At 68.3% G+C, this 18241-nt stretch carries 19 protein-coding genes; 12 read left to right on the top strand and 7 right to left on the bottom strand.

All coding sequences use genetic code 11. The features are described 5' to 3' along the window. Positions 1–9: 9 nt before the first annotated feature. The 5 genes from AC1RQF_RS02005 (at position 10) to AC1RQF_RS01985 (ending at position 4536) form a co-directional block, all read left to right on the top strand. Positions 10–1092: a hemin-degrading factor gene (locus AC1RQF_RS02005; RefSeq protein ID WP_492871186.1), complete on the top strand. Its 1083-nt coding sequence runs from the start codon at positions 10–12 to the stop codon at positions 1090–1092. After that, on the top strand, positions 1089–2009 hold the full coding sequence (locus AC1RQF_RS02000; protein ID WP_273997379.1) for a heme/hemin ABC transporter substrate-binding protein: 921 nt from the start codon (positions 1089–1091) through the stop codon (positions 2007–2009). Before AC1RQF_RS02005 ends, AC1RQF_RS02000 begins: the two co-directional genes overlap by 4 nt. Positions 2010–2158: 149 nt before the next feature. Beyond that, positions 2159–3244, top strand: a complete 1086-nt coding sequence (locus tag AC1RQF_RS01995; RefSeq protein ID WP_492871185.1) for a FecCD family ABC transporter permease — start codon at positions 2159–2161, stop codon at positions 3242–3244. A 24-nt stretch (positions 3245–3268) separates the two neighbouring features. Next, a complete protein-coding gene (locus AC1RQF_RS01990; RefSeq protein ID WP_492871264.1) occupies positions 3269–4096 on the top strand; it encodes a heme ABC transporter ATP-binding protein in 828 nt (275 codons plus the stop codon). A gap of 44 nt (positions 4097–4140) precedes the next feature. After that, a complete protein-coding gene (locus AC1RQF_RS01985) occupies positions 4141–4536 on the top strand; it encodes a VOC family protein (RefSeq protein WP_273997375.1) in 396 nt (131 codons plus the stop codon). A 21-nt stretch (positions 4537–4557) separates the two neighbouring features. Here AC1RQF_RS01985 and AC1RQF_RS01980 read toward each other — a convergent pair whose 3' ends face one another. Then, positions 4558–5166, bottom strand: a complete 609-nt coding sequence (locus tag AC1RQF_RS01980) for a trimeric intracellular cation channel family protein (RefSeq protein ID WP_492871184.1) — start codon at positions 5164–5166, stop codon at positions 4558–4560. A 29-nt stretch (positions 5167–5195) separates the two neighbouring features. After that, positions 5196–7340 (bottom strand): penicillin-binding protein 1A, encoded by a 2145-nt coding sequence (locus tag AC1RQF_RS01975; protein WP_273997373.1) that lies wholly within the window; start codon positions 7338–7340, stop codon positions 5196–5198. Between the two features lie 157 nt (positions 7341–7497). Here AC1RQF_RS01975 and AC1RQF_RS01970 point away from each other — a divergent pair, with 157 nt between their 5' ends. The 4 genes from AC1RQF_RS01970 (at position 7498) to AC1RQF_RS01955 (ending at position 11285) form a co-directional block, all read left to right on the top strand. After that, complete coding sequence (locus tag AC1RQF_RS01970) at positions 7498–8400, top strand: HTH-type transcriptional regulator ArgP (protein ID WP_273997372.1); 903 nt, start codon at positions 7498–7500, stop codon at positions 8398–8400. A gap of 238 nt (positions 8401–8638) precedes the next feature. Next, a complete protein-coding gene (locus AC1RQF_RS01965; protein ID WP_273997371.1) occupies positions 8639–9007 on the top strand; it encodes a Crystal protein ET79 in 369 nt (122 codons plus the stop codon). Positions 9008–9699: 692 nt separating this feature from the next. Further along, positions 9700–10017: a DUF2164 domain-containing protein gene (locus AC1RQF_RS01960; protein WP_273997370.1), complete on the top strand. Its 318-nt coding sequence runs from the start codon at positions 9700–9702 to the stop codon at positions 10015–10017. Between the two features lie 509 nt (positions 10018–10526). After that, the gene (locus tag AC1RQF_RS01955; RefSeq protein ID WP_492871183.1) at positions 10527–11285 is read left to right on the top strand and encodes an SDR family NAD(P)-dependent oxidoreductase; all 759 of its coding nucleotides are present in this window, start codon (positions 10527–10529) and stop codon (positions 11283–11285) included. 207 nt (positions 11286–11492) lie between these two features. Here AC1RQF_RS01955 and AC1RQF_RS01950 read toward each other — a convergent pair whose 3' ends face one another. Next, on the bottom strand, positions 11493–12335 hold the full coding sequence (locus AC1RQF_RS01950) for a class I SAM-dependent methyltransferase (RefSeq protein ID WP_273997366.1): 843 nt from the start codon (positions 12333–12335) through the stop codon (positions 11493–11495). 76 nt (positions 12336–12411) lie between these two features. On the opposite strand from AC1RQF_RS01950, the gene AC1RQF_RS01945 reads away from it, so the two are divergent. The 3 genes from AC1RQF_RS01945 (at position 12412) to AC1RQF_RS01935 (ending at position 14726) form a co-directional block, all read left to right on the top strand. Further along, positions 12412–12870, top strand: coding sequence for a helix-turn-helix domain-containing protein (locus AC1RQF_RS01945; RefSeq protein WP_273998295.1), 459 nt, complete (start codon positions 12412–12414; stop codon positions 12868–12870). Positions 12871–12931: 61 nt separating this feature from the next. Next, complete coding sequence (locus tag AC1RQF_RS01940; RefSeq protein WP_492871182.1) at positions 12932–13855, top strand: LysR family transcriptional regulator; 924 nt, start codon at positions 12932–12934, stop codon at positions 13853–13855. A 145-nt stretch (positions 13856–14000) separates the two neighbouring features. Beyond that, positions 14001–14726 carry an alpha/beta fold hydrolase gene (locus tag AC1RQF_RS01935; RefSeq protein WP_273997363.1) on the top strand — a complete coding sequence of 242 codons (726 nt, stop codon included), beginning with the start codon at positions 14001–14003 and terminating at the stop codon, positions 14724–14726. A gap of 134 nt (positions 14727–14860) precedes the next feature. Here the strand turns inward: AC1RQF_RS01935 and ltaE are convergent, their stop codons facing one another. From ltaE to AC1RQF_RS01915, 4 genes are all read right to left on the bottom strand, one after another. Then, the gene (gene ltaE, locus AC1RQF_RS01930; RefSeq protein ID WP_273997362.1) at positions 14861–15874 is read right to left on the bottom strand and encodes a low-specificity L-threonine aldolase; all 1014 of its coding nucleotides are present in this window, start codon (positions 15872–15874) and stop codon (positions 14861–14863) included. A gap of 128 nt (positions 15875–16002) precedes the next feature. Then, the gene (locus AC1RQF_RS01925) at positions 16003–16641 is read right to left on the bottom strand and encodes a hypothetical protein (RefSeq protein WP_492871181.1); all 639 of its coding nucleotides are present in this window, start codon (positions 16639–16641) and stop codon (positions 16003–16005) included. Between the two features lie 16 nt (positions 16642–16657). After that, positions 16658–17035 (bottom strand): hypothetical protein, encoded by a 378-nt coding sequence (locus AC1RQF_RS01920; RefSeq protein ID WP_273997360.1) that lies wholly within the window; start codon positions 17033–17035, stop codon positions 16658–16660. A gap of 276 nt (positions 17036–17311) precedes the next feature. Beyond that, positions 17312–18238 carry a LysR substrate-binding domain-containing protein gene (locus AC1RQF_RS01915; RefSeq protein WP_492871180.1) on the bottom strand — a complete coding sequence of 309 codons (927 nt, stop codon included), beginning with the start codon at positions 18236–18238 and terminating at the stop codon, positions 17312–17314. Positions 18239–18241: the final 3 nt, after the last annotated feature.

The following is an 18241-nucleotide window of genomic DNA, read 5'->3' as shown; positions in this document are numbered from 1 at the left end:
GAGCCCGACATGATGAATACCGTTCAATCCGCCACGCCGTCCGCCGTCAAGCTCGCGCCCCGCGAGCTGCGCGATGCGTTCGTGCACCTGAAGGAAACCCAGAAGCTGCGCAACCGCGAAGCCGCGCACGTGCTCGGCGTCAGCGAAGGCGAGGCGCTCGCGGCCTTCGTCGGCGAGCATGTGGTGCGGCTCGAACCGCGCTTCGTCGAGCTGTTCGAGGAAGTGCCGCGGCTGGGCAGCGTGATGGCGCTGACCCGCAACGAGGCGGCCGTGCACGAGAAGGACGGCGCCTATGCGCAGATGAGCCACGACGGCCCGGTGGGCCTCGCGCTCGGCACCATCGACCTGCGCATCTTCTATCGCAACTGGGCGTCCGGCTTCGCGGTGCGCGAGCAGACCGCGCACGGCACGATGAAGAGCCTGCAGTTCTTCGATGCGCAGGGCCAGGCGGTTCACAAGGTCTATCTGCGCGAGCACAGCGACCATGCGGCCTACGACGCGTTCGTCGAGCGCTGGAAGATGGCGGCCCAGACGCCGCACCTCGCGGTCGAGCCCGCCGCGCCCGCCGCCGCCGAGCGGCCGGACGCCGAGATCGACGCCGACGGCTTCCGCGCGGCCTGGGACGCGATGACCGACACGCATCAGTTCTTCGGACTCACGCGCAAGTTCGGCGTCACCCGCACCCAGGCGCTGCGGCTCGCCGAGCCGCGCTACGCACTGCCCGTCGCGACCGATGCGCTGCGCCGCGTGCTCGACGGCGCGGCCGCGCGCGCGCTGCCGATCATGGTGTTCGTCGGCAACCACGGCATGATCCAGATCCACAGCGGCCCGGTCGTCAACGTCCGCGAGATGGGCCCGTGGCTCAACGTGCTCGATCCGGGCTTCAACCTGCACCTGCGCGCCGATCTGATCGCGTCCGCGTGGGTGGTGCGCAAGCCGACGAGCGACGGCATCGTCACCTCGCTCGAACTGTTCGACGCGGCCGGCGAGAACATCGCGATGCTGTTCGGCGAGCGCAAGCCGGGCCGCCCGGAACTCGACGGCTGGCGCGCGCTCGTCGAGACGCTGCCTGCCTCGGAGGCCGCACGATGAGCGCCGCGCGCTTCGATGCGCGCCGCCGCGCGTGGCTCGCGCGCGGCGGCGCCTGCGCGCTCGCGCTGACGCTGCCGGCCGCCGCCGCGCGGGCGCAGGCGGGCGCGCAGCCGAAGCGGGTGATCGTGCTCGGCGGCGCGCTCGCGGAAACCGTCTATGCGCTCGACGGCGCACAGACGCCGCGCTACGCGCTGGTCGGTGCGGACACCACCTGCACCTACCCCGACGCCGCGCGCAAGCTGCCGAAGGTCGGCTACCAGCGCGCGCTGTCGGCGGAGGGGCTGCTGTCGCTGCGCCCGGATCTCGTGCTCGCGTCCGCCGAGGCCGGACCGCCCGCCGCGCTCGCGCAGGTGAAAGGCGCGGGCGTCGCGATCGCGACCTTCGGCGAAGGACACGACGTGCAGTCCGTGCGCGACAAGATCACCGGCATCGCGCAAGCGCTCGACGTCCAGCCGCGCGGCCAGGCGCTGCTCGCGCGTTTCGACGCCGATTGGCAGGCCGCGCGCGATGCGATCGCGGCCAAGCCGCTGAGCGCGGCCGGCGCGCCGCCGCGCGTGCTGTTCGTGCTCAATCACACCGGCAACCAGGCGCTCGCCGCCGGCCAGCAGACCGCCGCCGACGCGATGATCCGCTACGCGGGCGCGCGCAACGCGATGCAGGGCTTCGCGCACTACAAGCCGCTGACCGCCGAGGCGCTGGTCGCCGCCGCACCCGACGTCGTGCTGATCTCCGACGAAGGTCTCGCCGCGGCGGGCGGCCGGGCCGCGCTGCTCGCCGCACCGGGCTTCGGCACGACGCCGGCCGGCCGCGCGCAGCGGCTCGTGTCGCTCGACGCGCTGTTCCTGCTCGGCTTCGGGCCGCGCCTGCCGCAGGCCGTCGCCACGCTGCACCAGCGGCTGCGCGACGCGCTCGCGTGACCGATAGCTCCGAACCTGCCACGATGAATTCCATCGCCCCGCCCTCTTCGCTCAACCGTGCGCCCGTCAGACTGCCGCCCGGCGGTTCGCCGCCCGGTGGTTCGCCGCCCGGTGGTTCGCCACCCGGTGGTTTGTCGTCCGGCGCTTCATTGCCCAGCGGTTTGCCGCCCGACGCATCGAGCAGCATCGCCGCGCGCCGCCGTCGCGTCGCGTTCGTCGCACTGCTTGCGCTCGCAGGCGCGCTCGGCTGCGCGATCCTGGCCGCGTTCTGCATCGGCGCGTATCGCCTCACGCCCGCCCAGGTGCTGGCCGCGCTCGCCGCCTCCGGCGACACGCTCGCGCACGATCCCGCCGTCGCGCAGGCGCGCGCGGTGCTGCTCGACATCCGCGCGCCGCGCGTGGCGCTCGCGCTCCTCGTCGGCGCGGGCTTCGGCACGGCCGGCGCGGCGATGCAGGCGCTGTTCCGCAATCCGCTCGCGGACCCCGGCCTGATCGGCGTGAGCAGCGGCGCGGCCCTCGGCGCGAGCGCCTTGATCGTGCTCGGCCCCGCGCTCATCGCCGGCCCGATCGGCTTCGGCTATCTACCGCTCGCGGCCTTCGCAGGCGCGCTCGCGGTCGCGGCGCTCGTGTACCGGCTCGCCGCGTCGCGCGGCCGGCTCGCGCTGCCACTGCTGCTGCTCGCCGGCATCGCGATCAACGCGCTCGTCGGCGCCGCGATCGGCCTGCTCACCTATGTCGCCAACGATGCGCAGCTGCGCTCGCTCACGTTCTGGAGCCTCGGCAGCGTCGGCGGCGCGCAGTGGTCGATGATCGCGGCGGTCGCGCCGTTCTCGCTGGCCGGCTGCGCGCTGCTCGCGCGCGAGCGGCATGCGCTCAACGCGCTGCAGCTCGGCGAAACCGAGGCGCTTCATCTCGGCGTGCCCGTGCAGCGCGTCAAGCGCCGCGTGCTGGTCGCCACGGCGCTGTGCGTCGGCGCGCTGGTGTCGTGCACGGGCGTGATTGGCTTCATCGGGCTCGTCGCGCCGCATTGCGTGCGGCTCGCGTGCGGCCCCGACCAGCGCATCGTGATGCCCGGCGCGGCGCTGCTCGGCGCGCTGCTCACGATCGTCGCCGACCTCGCCGCGCGCACCCTCGCCGCCCCCGCCGAGATCCCGCTCGGCATCCTCACCGCGCTGCTCGGCGCGCCGTTCTTCCTCGCGCTGCTGTGGCGCGGGCGCGGCGCGCTGGGCGGCTGACCACGCGATGCGCACCGTGTCTTCCTGTCCATCATCATGCTGATCGCCGAACACCTCCACGTCGCGCGCGGCAACGCCACCATCCTCCGCGACCTGTCGCTCCGTCTCGAACCGGGCCGCGTCACCGCGCTGCTCGGCCGCAACGGCGCGGGCAAGAGCACCTTGCTGAAAGTCCTGGCCGGCGAACTGCGCAGCCACCGCGACGTGCGCGTCGACGGCGAGATCTCGCTGAACGGCATCCCGCTCGAACGAATCGACACGCGACGGCTCGCCCAGCTGCGCGCGGTGCTGCCGCAAGCCTCGCAGCCCGCGTTCCCGTTCAGCGCCGACGAGATCGTGTTGCTCGGCCGCTATCCGCATACCGCGCACGGCGGCGCGCTGACGCGCGACGATCACGCGATCGCCGCGCAGGCGCTCGCGCTCGCGGAAGCGACGCCGCTCGCGGGCCGCGACGTCACCACGCTGTCGGGCGGCGAACTCGCGCGCGTGCAGTTCGCGCGCGTGCTCGCGCAGCTGTGGCCGGCCGCCGCGCCGCTGACCGCGCGCGTGCCGCGCTACCTGCTGCTCGACGAACCGACCGCCGCGCTCGACCTCGCGCATCAGCACCTGCTGCTCGACACCGTGCACCGCATCGCGCGCGAATGGGGCATCGGCGTGCTGACGATCGTCCACGATCCGAATCTGGCCGCGCGTCATGCCGACCACATCGCGCTGCTCGCGGACGGCGCGATCTTCGCGGCCGGCGCGCCGCACGACATCATGACGCCCGGCCTGTTCGAGCGCTGCTACGGCTTCGCGGTCAGGATGCTCGACGCGGGCGGCGATGCGCCGCCCGTCATGGTGCCGGCCTGAATATCGCGGGCACCTCGAATCGTTTCCTTCATCCAGGAGTCGCCATGTCCACCCCGCCGTCACCCGTCGCCGCGCTGCGGCCGTTCGTTCCCGCGCTGGATTTCCCGCGCAGCCGGCAGTTCTATCTCGATCTCGGCTTCACGCTCGAGCACGACTCGCGGGATCTCGCCGTGCTCGCGCTCGGCGCGCAGGCGATCCTGTTGCAGAACTTCTACGTGGAGGCCTGGGCCGACAATTGCGTGTTGCAGCTGGTGGTCGACGATCTCGACGCGTGGTGGAAGCACATCGAGGCGCTCGATCCCGTCACGCGCCACGGCACGCCGGCGCCCGTTCCGCCGAAGCGCCAGCCATGGGGCATGACGGTCGCCTTCCTGTTCGACCCGTCGGGCGTGCTGTGGCACGTCGTGCAACGCAAGCCGGCCGACGACGCACGCGCGTGACGATGCCGCGCCGCCGAGCGGCTATTCGGCGTCCACCGGCCCGAAGGTGCGCATCTTCCAACCGAAGCGCACCGCGCACATGCGCGCGGCGAACCCGGCGACCAACGCCACCACGGTCGCAATGTTCTCGTCGAGCCCGACGTACTGGAATGCGACGTACAGCGCGCCGGTGAAGAACGCGACGCTCGCGTACAACTCCTCGCGCAGGATCAGCGGCATCTCGTTGCACAACAGGTCGCGCAGCATCCCGCCGCAGACGCCCGTGATCGCGCCCGCCAGCACGATCACGATCGGATTGGCGTTCACCGTCGCCGCGACGTCGCAGCCGATGATCGAGAACGCGGCGAGCCCGAGCGCGTCCACCGTGATGAACAATGTCCTGAGGCGCGTCAGGTGGGTGGCCGTCCACGACGCGAAGGTCGCCGCGCCCAGCGTGATCAACAGGTAGGTCGGGTGAGCGACCCAGGTCAGCGGATAGTGGCCGAGCAGCACGTCGCGCACCGTGCCTCCGCCCAGCGCGGTGACCGCGCCCACCAGCGCGAGACCAAAACGATCCATGCCGCGGCGCATGCCCATCAGCGCGCCCGACATGGCCTCCGCGACGATCGCGATCAGGTACAGCGTATGCATTTTCGTTCAACCTCTTGCGGAAATCCGGTTCAATCGTCGGTGCGGAACAGTTCCAGCACCCGTGCGCGCTCGGCCGCGTCGACGGGCGGCAGCGCCCGTTCCGCCGGCTGCGCAGCCGATGCGGGCGACAGCCCGGCGTCGGCGCTCGCGCCGGCGCGCGCCGCGCCGCATGCGAATGCATTGCGGATGTAGGGCGGCGGCGCATCCGCGCACTTGCCGGTCGTGTACTCCGCATACACGTAGTCGCCGTCGACCAGCGCGAGATCGCCCGGCATCGTGCGCTCGACGCTCGCGCGGCCGTCGACCGCCACCTTCATGTAGGCGAGCCACAGCGGCAGCGCGAGCGTCGCGCCCGTGACGCGACCGAGGCTGCGCGGCGCGTCGTAGCCGAGCCAGGCGACCGTGACGACGCCCGACGAGTAGCCCGCGAACCACACGTCCTTCGAGCCGTTCGACGTGCCGGTCTTGCCGGCGATGTCGGGACGGCGCAGCGGCAAGGTGCCGCGCGCGGTGCCGAAACGCGCGACGTCGCGCAGCATGCTGTCCATCACGAACGCATTGCGTTCGGAGATCACCCGCGTCGCGACCGGCGGCGGCGCGCTGAACAGCGTGTCGCCGTTGCGCAGCCGGACCGTCTCGACCAGGCGCGTATCCATGCGCAGGCCGCCGTTCGCGAATGCGCCGTACGCGCTCGCGAGTTGCAGCGGCGTGACCGCGCCCGCGCCGAGCGCCAGCGGCAGCGAGGCCGGGTTGCGCGGCCCCTCGAAGCCGAAGCCGACGGCGTGATGCTGCACGAACGCCGGATCGGCCGCCTGCATCAGGCTCACGGCCACGAGGTTCTTCGAGCGCACGAGCCCGCGCCGCATCGGGATGAAGCCTTCGTAGTTGTTCGCGTAGTTGCGCGGCCGCCAGCGGTTCGCGCCGGTCTCCTCCTTCGACAGCGTGCGCTGCGTGTCGTCGATGAGGGTGCCCGGAAACAGGCCTTTCTCGAGCGCGGCCGAATACACGAACGGCTTGAAGCTCGACCCCGGCTGCCGGTAGGCCTGCAACGCGTGATCGAACGGATTGCGCTGGAAATCCGCGCCGCCCGCGAGCGCGAGGATATCGCCCGTGTCCGCGTCGAGCGACACCAGCGCGCCTTCCAGCGCATCGCCGTCGCGCGCCGCGGTATTCGGTCGGGCGCGCCGCAGCCGCGCATCGAGCACCGCGTGGCGCAGCGCGGCTTCCGCCGCGAGCTGATCGCGCATCGTCACGGTCGTCACGACGTCGAGGCCCAGCGTGTAGGCCTCGTCGTGATAGCGCTCGACCATCATGCGACGCGCCCGTTCGGCGACGTACGGCGCCGCGACGATCCCCGGCGGCGGCGTGTTCGCGAGCCCGAGCGGAGCGTCGAGCGCCTGCCGATAGGCGGTCTCGTCGAGATAGTCCTGCTCGCGCATGCGGCGCAGCACGTACTGGCGACGCTCGATCGCGCGCGTGGGGTTGACGGTCGGGTTGAACGCGGACGGCGCCTTCGGCAGCCCGGCCAGCACGGCGGCCTCGGCATCGGTGAGCGCGTCGAGCGGCTTGCCGAAGTAGATCGATGCCGCGGCGGCGAAGCCATACGCGCGCTCGCCGAGGTAGATCTGGTTCATGTACAGCTCGAGCAGCTTGTCCTTGCCGTAGGCCTGTTCGAGCTTGTAGGCCATCAGGATCTCCGCAAGCTTGCGGCTGATCAGCTTGTCGCGCGTCAGGTAGAAGTTGCGCGCGACCTGCATCGAGATCGTGCTCGCGCCCTGCGCCGAATGACCGGCGACGAGGTTGGTCAGCGTCGCGCGCAGCAGGCCGTTGAAGTCCACCGGCCCGTGTTCGTAGAAACGCGCGTCCTCGGCCGCGAGCAGCGCGTGGCGCACGCGCTGCGGGATCTGCGCGAGCGGCGTGAATTCGCGCCGCTCGATGCCGTACTCGGCCAGCAGCACGCCGTCGCGCGAATAGATGCGCAGCGGCATCGCGGGACGGTAGCTCGCGAGATGATCGACGGCCGGCAATTGGCGCCAGATGCGATCGACGGTCCATGCGCCGATCCCGGCGCCCGCGATCGTGAGCCCCAGCAGCGCGCCCGCGAGGGTCCGCCAGGGACGGCGACGTGGGCGGGGAAGATCAGGCGTGGGCGGGGGCGAGGCGGGTGACGTCATGGCTGATTTCCTTCAGTGTTGCCAAGGATCCGGCCTGCGCGTCGGGTGCGCTGCGTGCGCCGGATCCGCGAAGCGCTGCGTATTGTCGGGGTTCGCGTCTTGAACCGGTACAATCTTTAGCTGAATTTGCAGATGCTTATTTTTATTTAGGAAGCGCATGGATATCGATCCCAGGCAAGCGGCGGCCTTCGTCGCGGTCGTCGAGACGGGCAGCTTCGAGCAGGCCGCCGCGCGGCTTCACGTGACAGCGTCGGCGATCACGCAGCGCGTGCGCGCGCTGGAAGCGGATCTCGGCACGCCGCTCGTGCTGCGCACCCGGCCATGCCGCGCGACCGCGACCGGGCAGCGTGTGCTCCAGCATCTGCGGCGCGTGTCGATGTTGCAGGCCGATTTGCAGGCCGAGTTGGACGCGGCGCGGCAGTCTCCGGTGTCGGTGGTGGTCGCGCTCAATTCGGACAGTCTCGGCACGTGGTTTTTACCGGCGCTGTCGTCGATCCTGTCGGGCGAGCGGCTGCTGTTCGAGCTGATCATGGAGGATCAGGACCACACCTTCGGATTGCTCGAGAACGGCATGGCGATCGGCTGCGTGACCACGGTGCAGAAGCCGATGCGCGGTTGCGCCGCGACGCCGCTCGGGACGATGCGCTATCGGTTGATCGCCGCGCAGGCTTTCGCGGCGCAGTGGTTTCCGCGTGGCCTGACGCGCGCGAGCGCGCGGCAGGCTCCGGTCGTCGCGTACTCGCGGCGCGATACGCTGCAATCGTCGTTTCTGCTGGAGAATTTCGGGCTGCCCAAGGGGGCTTATCCGTGTCACTACGTGCCCGGCACGCATACGCATTTCGCGGCCGTGCAGCACGGGCTCGGCTATGCGATGGTGCCGGAGCTTCTGCTCGGCAAGATGCCGCTCGCCGAGCAAGGGCTCGTCGATCTCGCGCCCGCGTATCCGACCGACAGCGCGTTGTACTGGCACGCGTGGAAGGTGCAGTCGCCGAGCATGCAGTCGCTGTCGGCGCGGGTGGTCGAGGCGGGACGGGGATTGCTGAGGCCGGTGGGAACGTGAAGCGACGGCGGAAGGCGGGTTGTCGGGTGGGAGGACTGCGGCGTGCGACGGCGCCTCGCCATAAGTGCCGTGGTCGATTCGGTGAATTTCTGAATGGTCGGGTTGATTGTTGAGCGATTGTGATTCGAAGTAAATTTCACTTTTACGATGCCATTTTTTATCTTATTCTGGCATTGCCTGGAATCAGCTTGCGTGATGTTGGACGGATTATTACATCTTAATCTTTTGAGGTGATTAAATGTCTGCTCGCAGCGTCGCGGTTACCTTCTTCAATCTCACCTCGCATGATTTAATCCTCGACACATCTTCGGTCCAGCTCCAGCACGGAGAATGGAAGAAATATCCACCTTCAATCATCCCGTCGCTTCAATACGGGGAATGGGAGAGCGACTCGGACGGCATTTACACCGGCACACAAGGCAGCCTCCAATATCAATTCCAATACAATGGAATTCAGAACATTCCAATTTCATGGGATGATCCGTACTACGGAGGAAATTCATATGGAATTTCATGTAGCTCGTCCGATTTTAAAACGCGATACGCCGGAGGGGATGGAGACAATGCCGTGGTGCAATTTTTCATCGATCAAAAGGGATCGGACTAGTTGACCTGTGGCCAGGACGCGTCCGCGCGAAGCGTGCCTTTCGGGCACGAGCGGCAGCTGGCGGCCAGCAATGGACATGATCGGCGGCATGCCCCGGCTCGTGCCCAAGCTGTCGGCCTCATGAATCGTTCCACGAGCAGGACATTGGCTGCAACAGGAGGCACCGGATTTCGTCAACGCGGCGTTGATCGAGTTTCTCCGTAATCTTTGATGTACACCGGCGAGCCGACAGTTCAACTGCTTTGAGCGGTCATTCCGCCCATAGAACGGTATGCCGGAGAAAGGGCGGAAATGAGCACTCACGAAAGTGCCCAGCGTAGTTTTTGGCGTGGCGCTCTGACCGATACCCCGTCAGACAAGACGAAGTACCGATGCATCATGGGAGTGGCTGTAGCAGGTGCTGCGGTGGGTTGCGTGCTCGTGTGACCGGGAACAGCAGCTTTGGCAGCCGGCGTTTGCCAGCGCCCTGATGCGGGAACGCGAAGTTCGCCGTCCGGCCAGTTTCCGGCGGTCACGCAGAAGCAGTCGATCGACGCCGCAACCTCTATCGCCGACAATTTGTGGACTTGAGTGACGGGGCGACGTTCGGTAAATCCGATGCGGTCACAGTCGCGTTGAAAGATTAGTTGACGATCCTCCGGCGGCGCCCACGTATGATCGCCAGTGAGGAAGGCGCTGGCTGGAGCAGATCCATGACAATTGAATTGACGAAAGAAGTTCGGGCCAAGGCGATTGCCTCCATTCAGAGATATTTCGAGAAGAACATGGAGGAGCCGATCGGCAATATTGCCGCTGGCGCGCTCCTTGGTTTTTTCTTGGAGGAAATCGGCCCCGACATCTACAACAAGGCTGTGGCGGACGCGCAGAAGCGCCTCCTGCAAAACTTCTTGGATTTTGAGCAACACGTCTCGGATCTTGGGGAAGACATCAGGGATCTTGAATTTGAAGTGCACGAAGAGGGGTTTCGGTACTGGGAAAAGTACGAGCCCAAAGCAAAACCGCGCAAGTAGCAGTGACGGGAAGGCATGCTTCCATGTTTTGCGACTGTCTGTAACGGGTCGGTAGCGGCGTTCCCGAAATCCGTCAGCGTAGGTCATAGCGTAGCTTCTGGATTCAAGCCTTATCAGCTAAGGGGCAGGTGCTGCTGCATCATGGGAGTGACGCTTGCAAGTACATGGTGACCGGGCGCTCACGCGCGGCATGAAAACCGCTTTGACATCCTGAATTTGACCGCGCTTGAACGTGCCTGCGCGAAGTTCGCCCTACAGCCGAGTGCCGGCGACGACGAACGGCGGCTATCGGCACGAACAGACGGCCGCGCCGCGTTGTCCGCAATCCGCTCCACGATCAACGAGCGACGTTCGTCTCGCTTGCCCATCCCCTTCCAGGCTTGTTTCCAGCATTCGAAAAACGCACGCGCCGACTTCGAAAATATCGCGACCGCGCTCCGCGCCCTACCGCGTAGGGCCCGGCTATGCTGGCGTCCTGTTCATATCGACACGTTCGTACGGAGACAGACATGTTCGATCTTTCAGGAAAGGCGGCCGTCGTCACGGGCGGGGCGAGTGGTATCGGACTCGGCATCGCGCAGGGCATGGTCGCGGCCGGCGCGCGTGTCGCACTCGTTGGGCGCGATCCCGAGAAAGGTCGCGCCGCCCTGGCTTCATTGCCGGGCGGCAGCGCAAGCGGTCAGTTCATCCAGGCCGACATCACAAAGTACGACGACTGCATCGAGGCAATGGCGCAAGCCGAGCGCCATTTCGGGAGCCTCAATATCCTCGTGAACAATGCCGGCATGAACATCCGCAAACAGGCGCACGAGCTGACGGTCGAGGACTGGCATCGCATCATCGATACGAACCTGAGCGGTGCGCACTACTGCGCCCAGGCCATCCACGGCGCGTTCGTCCGCGCGGGCGGCGGCAAGATCGTCAACATCGGTTCGATGCTCTCGTTGTTTGGCACGGCCTATGGTTCGGCCTACGCGGCCAGCAAGGGCGGAATCGTGCAACTCGGCAAGGCATGGGCCGTCGAATGGGCGCCCGACAACATCCAGGTGAACACCTTGCTGCCGGGCTGGATTGAAACCGAACTGATTGCCGAAGCCAAGCGGCTTTTTCCCGACCTGGAAGAAAACGTGCTGAGCCGCACGCCGCAACGTCGCTGGGGCAAGCCGCAGGACCTCGCCGGCATCGCGGTGGCGCTGTGCTCCAGCGAAAGCGACTTCATCACCGGTGCGGTCATCCCGGTGGACGGCGGCTATTCGGTACAAGGTTAGCGGCTTCTCCATCGCGCTTGCTGTCAAACGCCGGGTCACATGCCGGATAAGACGCGCCTCATCAGGCGTCGTCGCCCGGTATAGGACCGCGGACCGTACCGACGGGGAGTCAAAGCCAGGTGAAAATGACTCGACCCGGCCGCGAACACAGCAACGCGCAGCGCGACGTCTCCCCCCAGATGGTCATCGGGCCCCCTTCCGCGCCCCCTAAGCCCTCGCCCGCACCATCCAGCACGCCGCCCGGAAGTGCACGTCCTCGCACCGCACGTAAGACTCGTACGCGCACCGCGCCGCCGCGCCGATCCGCGCCCGCAGCGACGCATCCGCATGCTGCAACGCCTGTCCGACCGGACCGAATCCGATCAGGTAATCATGCAGTTCCCGTTCCGGCAACGTGCAATCGAGATCGACCGGCACGATCTCGATCTCCCGCCAGCCGCTCTCCGCCAGAATCGCAACCACCCGCTCCCGATCGGCGAACCCGAACTGTCCCGGTGCGCCCGGCACGCGCGCGGGCATATCCGGCAGCCACGGCCGGGCCGTGCGCTCGGCCAGCGTCATGAACGGATTGTCCTCGGGGCCGCGCCAGGCGGCGAAGATCAGCCGCGCATCGGCCGTCGCCGCGCGCCGCAGGTTCGCGAACGCCGCCACCGGATCGTCGAAGAACATCACGCCGAAGCGCGACAGGATCGTGTCGAAACCCGCAGGCTCGAAATCGTGACGCTGCACGTCGGCGCACACGAACGCGACATCCGCCCCCGCTTCCCGCGCCCGCTCGCGCGCGGCCGCGAGCATCGGTGCGGATACGTCGACCCCCACGCACCGCGCGTCCCCACCGAGCCGCCTCGCCACGGCAAGCGTCGTCGCCCCGGTACCGCAACCGACGTCGAGCACGCGACGCGCCTCCTGCTCGCCCACCGCATCGGCCAGCAAGACCTCGAACGGCCGGAACATCTGATCGGTCACCGCCTGCGCATCGACCCACACCCGCCCCGAATGGCCATTCCACAGCGCATGCTGCCCGGCAGCCCCTGATTGCCTGTCGCCCATCTCGATCCCCTCGTTGCACGCGCTCGACGCGCGAAAGCTACACTGTGCCAATTCAAGTCGGCTTGAGGTCAAGCGCGTGAGCACCCTGGATATCACCGAAGTCGCGCAACGCGCGGGCGTGCCGGCATCGACGCTGCGGTTCTACGAGGAAAAGGGCTTGATCGTGTCGATCGGCCGGCGCGGGCTGCGTCGGCTGTTCGGCGCCGACGTGCTCGACCGGCTCGCGCTGATCGCGCTCGGCCGCGCCGCGGGCTTCTCGCTCGACGAGATCGCGCCGATGCTCGCGGCGAACGACGGCCCGCATATCGACCGCCGGCAACTGCTCGCGAAAGCCGACGAACTGGACCGGACGATCCGCCGGCTCAGCGCGATGCGCGACGGCTTGCGGCAGGCGGCCGCATGTCCCGCGCCGAGCCACATGGAATGCGCGACCTTCAAGCGCATTCTTCGTCTCGCCGGCGCAAACGGCGAACGACGCCGGAAAACCGCTACCGCACGGCGGCGCATACCCGCTCGAACGCAGCGCCAGGCGTAACGCGCATTTACGGCCGCGCGTTCGGATCCCGAGTCAGGATGAAAACAACGCCCACCACAGCATGAAGCCCCTGGATCTGACACGTTTCGATCTCAATCTTCTGGTCGTACTGGAAGCACTTTGGGCCGAAAAGCACGTCGGCCGCGCCGCGGAACGATTGCATCTGTCCCAGTCCGCCACCAGCCACGCGCTGTCGCGCCTGCGTACGGCGTTCGACGACCAGCTCTTCATTCGCAACCCGCGCGGGATCGAGCCGACGCCGCTGGCCGTCGAGTTGATGCCGCGCGTATCGGCGGTGCTCGAATCGGTCAGGCTCGTCGCCAGCCCGCGCGGCCCGTTCGATCCCGGTCGTTTGGAAACAGCGCTCTCGATAGCGGCCACCGACCACGCCATCCTGACCATCCTCACCCCTGCCCTCGCCCACATCCAGGCCGCTGCGCCGGGCGTCGTCCTGAAACTCAGGCCGGCCGATACCGAATCCGCGCTACGCATGCTGGACGCCGGCGATCTCGACATCGTGCTCGGGTCCGGTTCGTTCGCCCAGATCCCACAGCGCTTCGATTGCGAGCTTGCCCATAAGGAGCGCTTCGTCGGCATCGCGCGCAAGGGTCATCCGGCGCTGGTCAAGCGGGGCAAGAAGCTGCACATGGCGCTGGATGACTTCACCCGGCTGCCCCACATCCTCGTCTCGCCGCGCGGCGACGCGCGGGGAGCCGTCGACGACGCCCTGGAAGCGCTCGGCCGCGCTCGCCAGGTGAGCGCCGCCTGCCCCAGCTTCCTGGCGGTTCCGTTCATGGTCGGCGCGTCGGAATCGATTGCCGTGATCGCCGAACGCGTCGCGCTGCGCATGCAGGACACCGCGCAACTGAGCCTGTTCGAGCTGCCCTTGGCCTTGCCCACCTGGGACGTGTTCGTGATTCGCGCCAAAGGGCGCGCCAACGAACCCGCCGTCCAGTGGATCACGAACATGATGATCGCCGGCTAGGCATCGGCGGGCGCGCGGCGGCCGACGGAGCGGCCCGGGGATCATGAATCCCGTGCATCGACAAGGTGTGCAAATGCCATTGGATCGGATAGGCCGGACCGCCTAGAGTGCGCTTGTCCTTCATTCGATCCGCCAGGAACACCCCATGAAAACCAGCCCCACCTTGGTCATGATCCCTTGCTTCGCGGGCGCGCCGTGGAAGCTCGACCAGTTGACCAGCTTGCAGGATCGCCCCCTGCGTACGCTTCGCTTGCCGGACGATGTGAACGACCTGGAAACCCTGGCCGACTTCATCACCGACCAGGTGACGGATCTCGACAGCTATGTGCTGGTGGGCGATTCATATGGCGCGGTCGCCTCGATCGCGGCGGCGACGCGCCGGCCGAAGGGCTTGAAGGGCCTCGTGCTCTCCGGCGGCTTCGCCAGGAGCCCGATCACTTCGCCCTTGCTCAAGACGCTGGCGGCGCTGGCGCCATTCTTCCCCGGGCCCTTCTATCGACAGCTCACCTTGAGGTTCCACGCGGCGCAATTGGCGTCGTCGTTCGACCAGGAGGGGGAGATCCCCTGGAGCACCGAAAAGAGTCGCGCCTTCTTCATCGGGGAAACGCCGCACAAGGCCTACATCAACCGCATGCACTCGATCGAGAACACGGACTACACGGCCCTGCTGAAGGCGATCGACGTCCCCACGCTGGTCCTGACACCCGAGGAGGACAAGCTGATCGGCAGGGAGGCCGCGGGGACGCTCCTCAAGGAGATCAGGAATGCGCAGGAAGTCATCATGCCGCGCACCGGTCACATGTTCCGGTTCTCGCACCCCCGCGCCTACTCGCTGGAGATCAGGAAATTTCTGGAGCGGGCGTCGCTGTGAGCCCGCCCGCGTGAATCGAGATGCAGTCGGGCAGCCGCCGAGCCCCTCGACACACGCGCGCCGGCAAGCCCCGCGAATCCTTCAACCACAGCGCGGCGGCGATCAGCCGGCCATCCGCCGCGCCGGCCTCCGAATCAGCCGCGCCGTTCCGCGAAATACGCCTTCACCGCGCCGACGAACGTATCGACATCCGCGCGCGACACGTCGCAATGCGTGACGAACCGCGATGCGTACAGCATCTGCGTGAGAATCCCGCGCGCCTTGAGCCATGCTTCGAGCGGCGCGCAGTCGGCTTCCGGGAACGTCGCGAACACCATGTTGGTGGCCTGCGACAGCCCCGTCACCTGCTCGACCCCCGCGAGACCCTGGGCGAGGCGTTCGGCGTTCGCGTGATCCTCCGCGAGCCGCTCGACGTTGTGGTCGAGCGCGTACAGGCAGGCAGCCGCCAGCAGGCCCGACTGCCGCATTGCCCCGCCCAGCATCTTGCGCCAGCGCTGCGCGCGTTCGATCAACGCCGCGCTGCCGACCAGCACCGAGCCGACGGGCGCGCCCAACCCCTTCGAAAAACAGATCGACACCGAATCGTACGGCGCGCACAGCGCCTCGATCGAGCGCCCCGTCGCCACCGCGGCATTGCACACCCGCGCGCCGTCGAGATGGGTCGCGAGGCCGCGGCCGCGCGCGAATGCGACCGCCTCGTCGACGTAGGCGGCCGGCAGCACCTTGCCGCCGATCGTGTTCTCGAGCGTGAACAGCCGGGTGCGGGCGAAGTGATTGTCGATCGGCTTGATCGCGGCGGCGATCTTCTCGATCGGCAGCGAACCGTCGGCGGCATTCTCGATCGGCTGCGGCTGGATGCTGCCGAGCACCGCCGCGCCGCCGCCTTCGTATTTGTAGGTGTGTGCGAGCTGGCCGACGATGTATTCGTCGCCGCGTTCGCAGTGCGCCATCATCGCGGCCAGGTTGCTTTGCGTGCCGCTCGGCAGGAACAGCCCGGCGGCCTTGCCGGCCCGCTCCGCGACGGCGGCCTGCAGGCGCAGGACCGTCGGATCGTCGCCCCAGACATCGTCACCCACTTCGGCGGCAGTCATCGCGGCCAGCATCGGCTGGCTCGGACGGGTCACGGTATCGCTGCGTAAATCGATCATCTAGGGTCCCTATCGAAAAATCGGCACGCGCGCGCGTGCCATGAACGGAACCTCAGAGTGTACGCAAATCGCTCCGGACGTGGTGCGCGTCGCAAGCGGACCGTGGCGGCGACGGCCCGCGCGCCGCGTCAGTATCCGGGCGGCGGCGGTTGTATGCCCGGCGGTGGCGGCGGTGGCGACGCATATCCGCCGCCTCCGCCGTAGCCACCGCCACCGCCGCCATAACCGCCACCGCCGTAGCCACCACCTCCGCCGCCATAACCGCCGCCGCCGTAGCCACCACCTCCGCCACCGCCATCGCCGTAATACCCGCCGCCGGAACGCACGCGTCCCGACACCGGCACGCGTTCGCCTGCCGCATACATGCATTGCGTGTACGCATAGTCATAGCGACGCTGCACGCTGTACGCGGAGCCCTGCGCCGCGCCCATGCCGAGCACGCTGCCCGCGAGCAGGCCCGCGCCCGCGCCGACCGCCGCGCCGCGCCCGCCGTTGAACGCGGCGCCGGCGGCCGCGCCCAGCGCGGTGCCGACCGCCGCGCTGCCGAGCGCGCTCGCGGTGGACGCCTGGTTCGCGGATACGCCGCCGACCTGCTGATACGCATACTGCCGGCAGTTGCCGTCGTCGGCGCGGAACTGGTCGAAGGTCTTGCCCGTGCCGGGCAGCGCCATCACGCTCGGCCCGTCCGGCATCACCGCGCAGGCGCCCAGCAGCCCCAGCGATGCGAGCAGCGCGCCTCGGCGCGCATATCGGATTGCCTGATTCATGTTCATCGCCTTCCGCTCAAGGTTGAGGACGCGGCGGCACCGCCCGCCAGCCGGACTTGCACTGCTTCACGTAGGGGTAGTACTTCTTCGACGCGTCGCAGTAGTACCAGGAGCCGTCGTCGCCCGGCGGCGCGCCGGCGGCCGGGCCGGCCGGCCCGGCCTGGGGCATCGGCATGGGTGCAGCCTGGCCCTGCTCGATGTATTCGGGCGGCGGCGGCGGTTCGACCGGCACCGCGACAACGGGCGGCGGATAGTAATAAGGCGCCGGCACGACGGGGTAGTAATACGGGTAGCCCGGGCCGATATACACACCGACCCGCGCCGCCTGCGCGACGCCGCTCGCGCAAATGGCGGCGGTCGCCGCGAGGCCCAGCACGATCTTCAGCCTGTTCACGTCAGACTCCCTGCTTGCGCGTTCATGACATTCCTTCGGGTTTCGACACCCTGAACGCTATGCCCGCGGCCCGCGCCGAACAATTACACGCGGGTCCGGCGATCTTGCCGGTCGTTACAACGGTGACGGAACCCGCACGCGCGCAAGGCTCCGCCCGCGCGGCGGTGTTACGCCGTAACGCACCGATACAACACTGTCAGATAGATAACGCGCAAAAACACGCGGCGCGCGCGGCGACGCACCGGGGCCGGATCACCGGCCGAGCATCGTTCCGGCTCAGCGCGCGCGCCGGCGCGCCGCCCATTCGGGCCGCTTGCCCAGTTGCCCGAACAGCTCGACGAGCGCCTCCCGCACCTTGAGCACCGCATTGCTGAGCAGCCCGCTGTCCGCCCAGCACAGCGACAGCTCGCGCACGAACAGCGGATGCGCGACGCGCGCGAGCTTGAGCTTGTGCTCGTCGAGTTCGAGATGCGCCGCGGTCCACGGCAGGATCGTGACGCCGAGCTGCGCCATCACGGCGGCGAACAGCAGGCCGGTCGAGCTGGCTTCGAGCTGGATGTCGTAGGGCAACCCCGCCTCGCGCATCGCCCAGTCGACCCGGTTGCGGATCGTGTTCGGCGCGCTCGGCAGGATCAGCGGCATGCGGGCGAGGTCGGCGAGCGGCACCGGCCCGTCCGGCAAGGCGAAGCCGGGCCACGCGATCAGGTACAGCGCCTCCGTCATCAGCCGCCGCATCGCGATGCCGCGCGTCGGCGCCGCATCGACCACGATCGCGAGATCCACGCGCGCGCGGCCGATCAGCTGGTCGAGGTCGGCGCTCGGGGCCTCGATCAGTTCGAGCATGATCCCCGGGAAACGCTCGCGCATCAGCCGCGCGAGCGGAATCGCGAGCACCCGCGCGGTGCTCGACGGCATCCCGATCGACACCCGCCCTTGCGGCAGTTCGGCGTCGCGGCGCAGCAGCTCGCGCGTGTCGTCCGCCTGGCGCAGCAGTTCGAGCGCATGCCGATACAGCGTGCGGCCGGCGGCGGTGGGCGCGACGCCGTGCGCGCTGCGCTCCAGCAGCTGCATGCCGAGGTCGCGTTCGAGGTTGCGCACCTGCTGGCTCACCGCCGGCTGCGCGATGTGCAGCGCCTCGCTCGCATGCGTGACGTTGCCGTGCTCGACCACCTTGACGAAATACCGCAGCTGCCGCAGATCCATGCC

The sequence above is a fragment of the Burkholderia sp. GW821-FHT14F03 genome (genome assembly GCF_058803765.1).
This window is presented reverse-complemented; position numbering and strand designations above follow the sequence as displayed.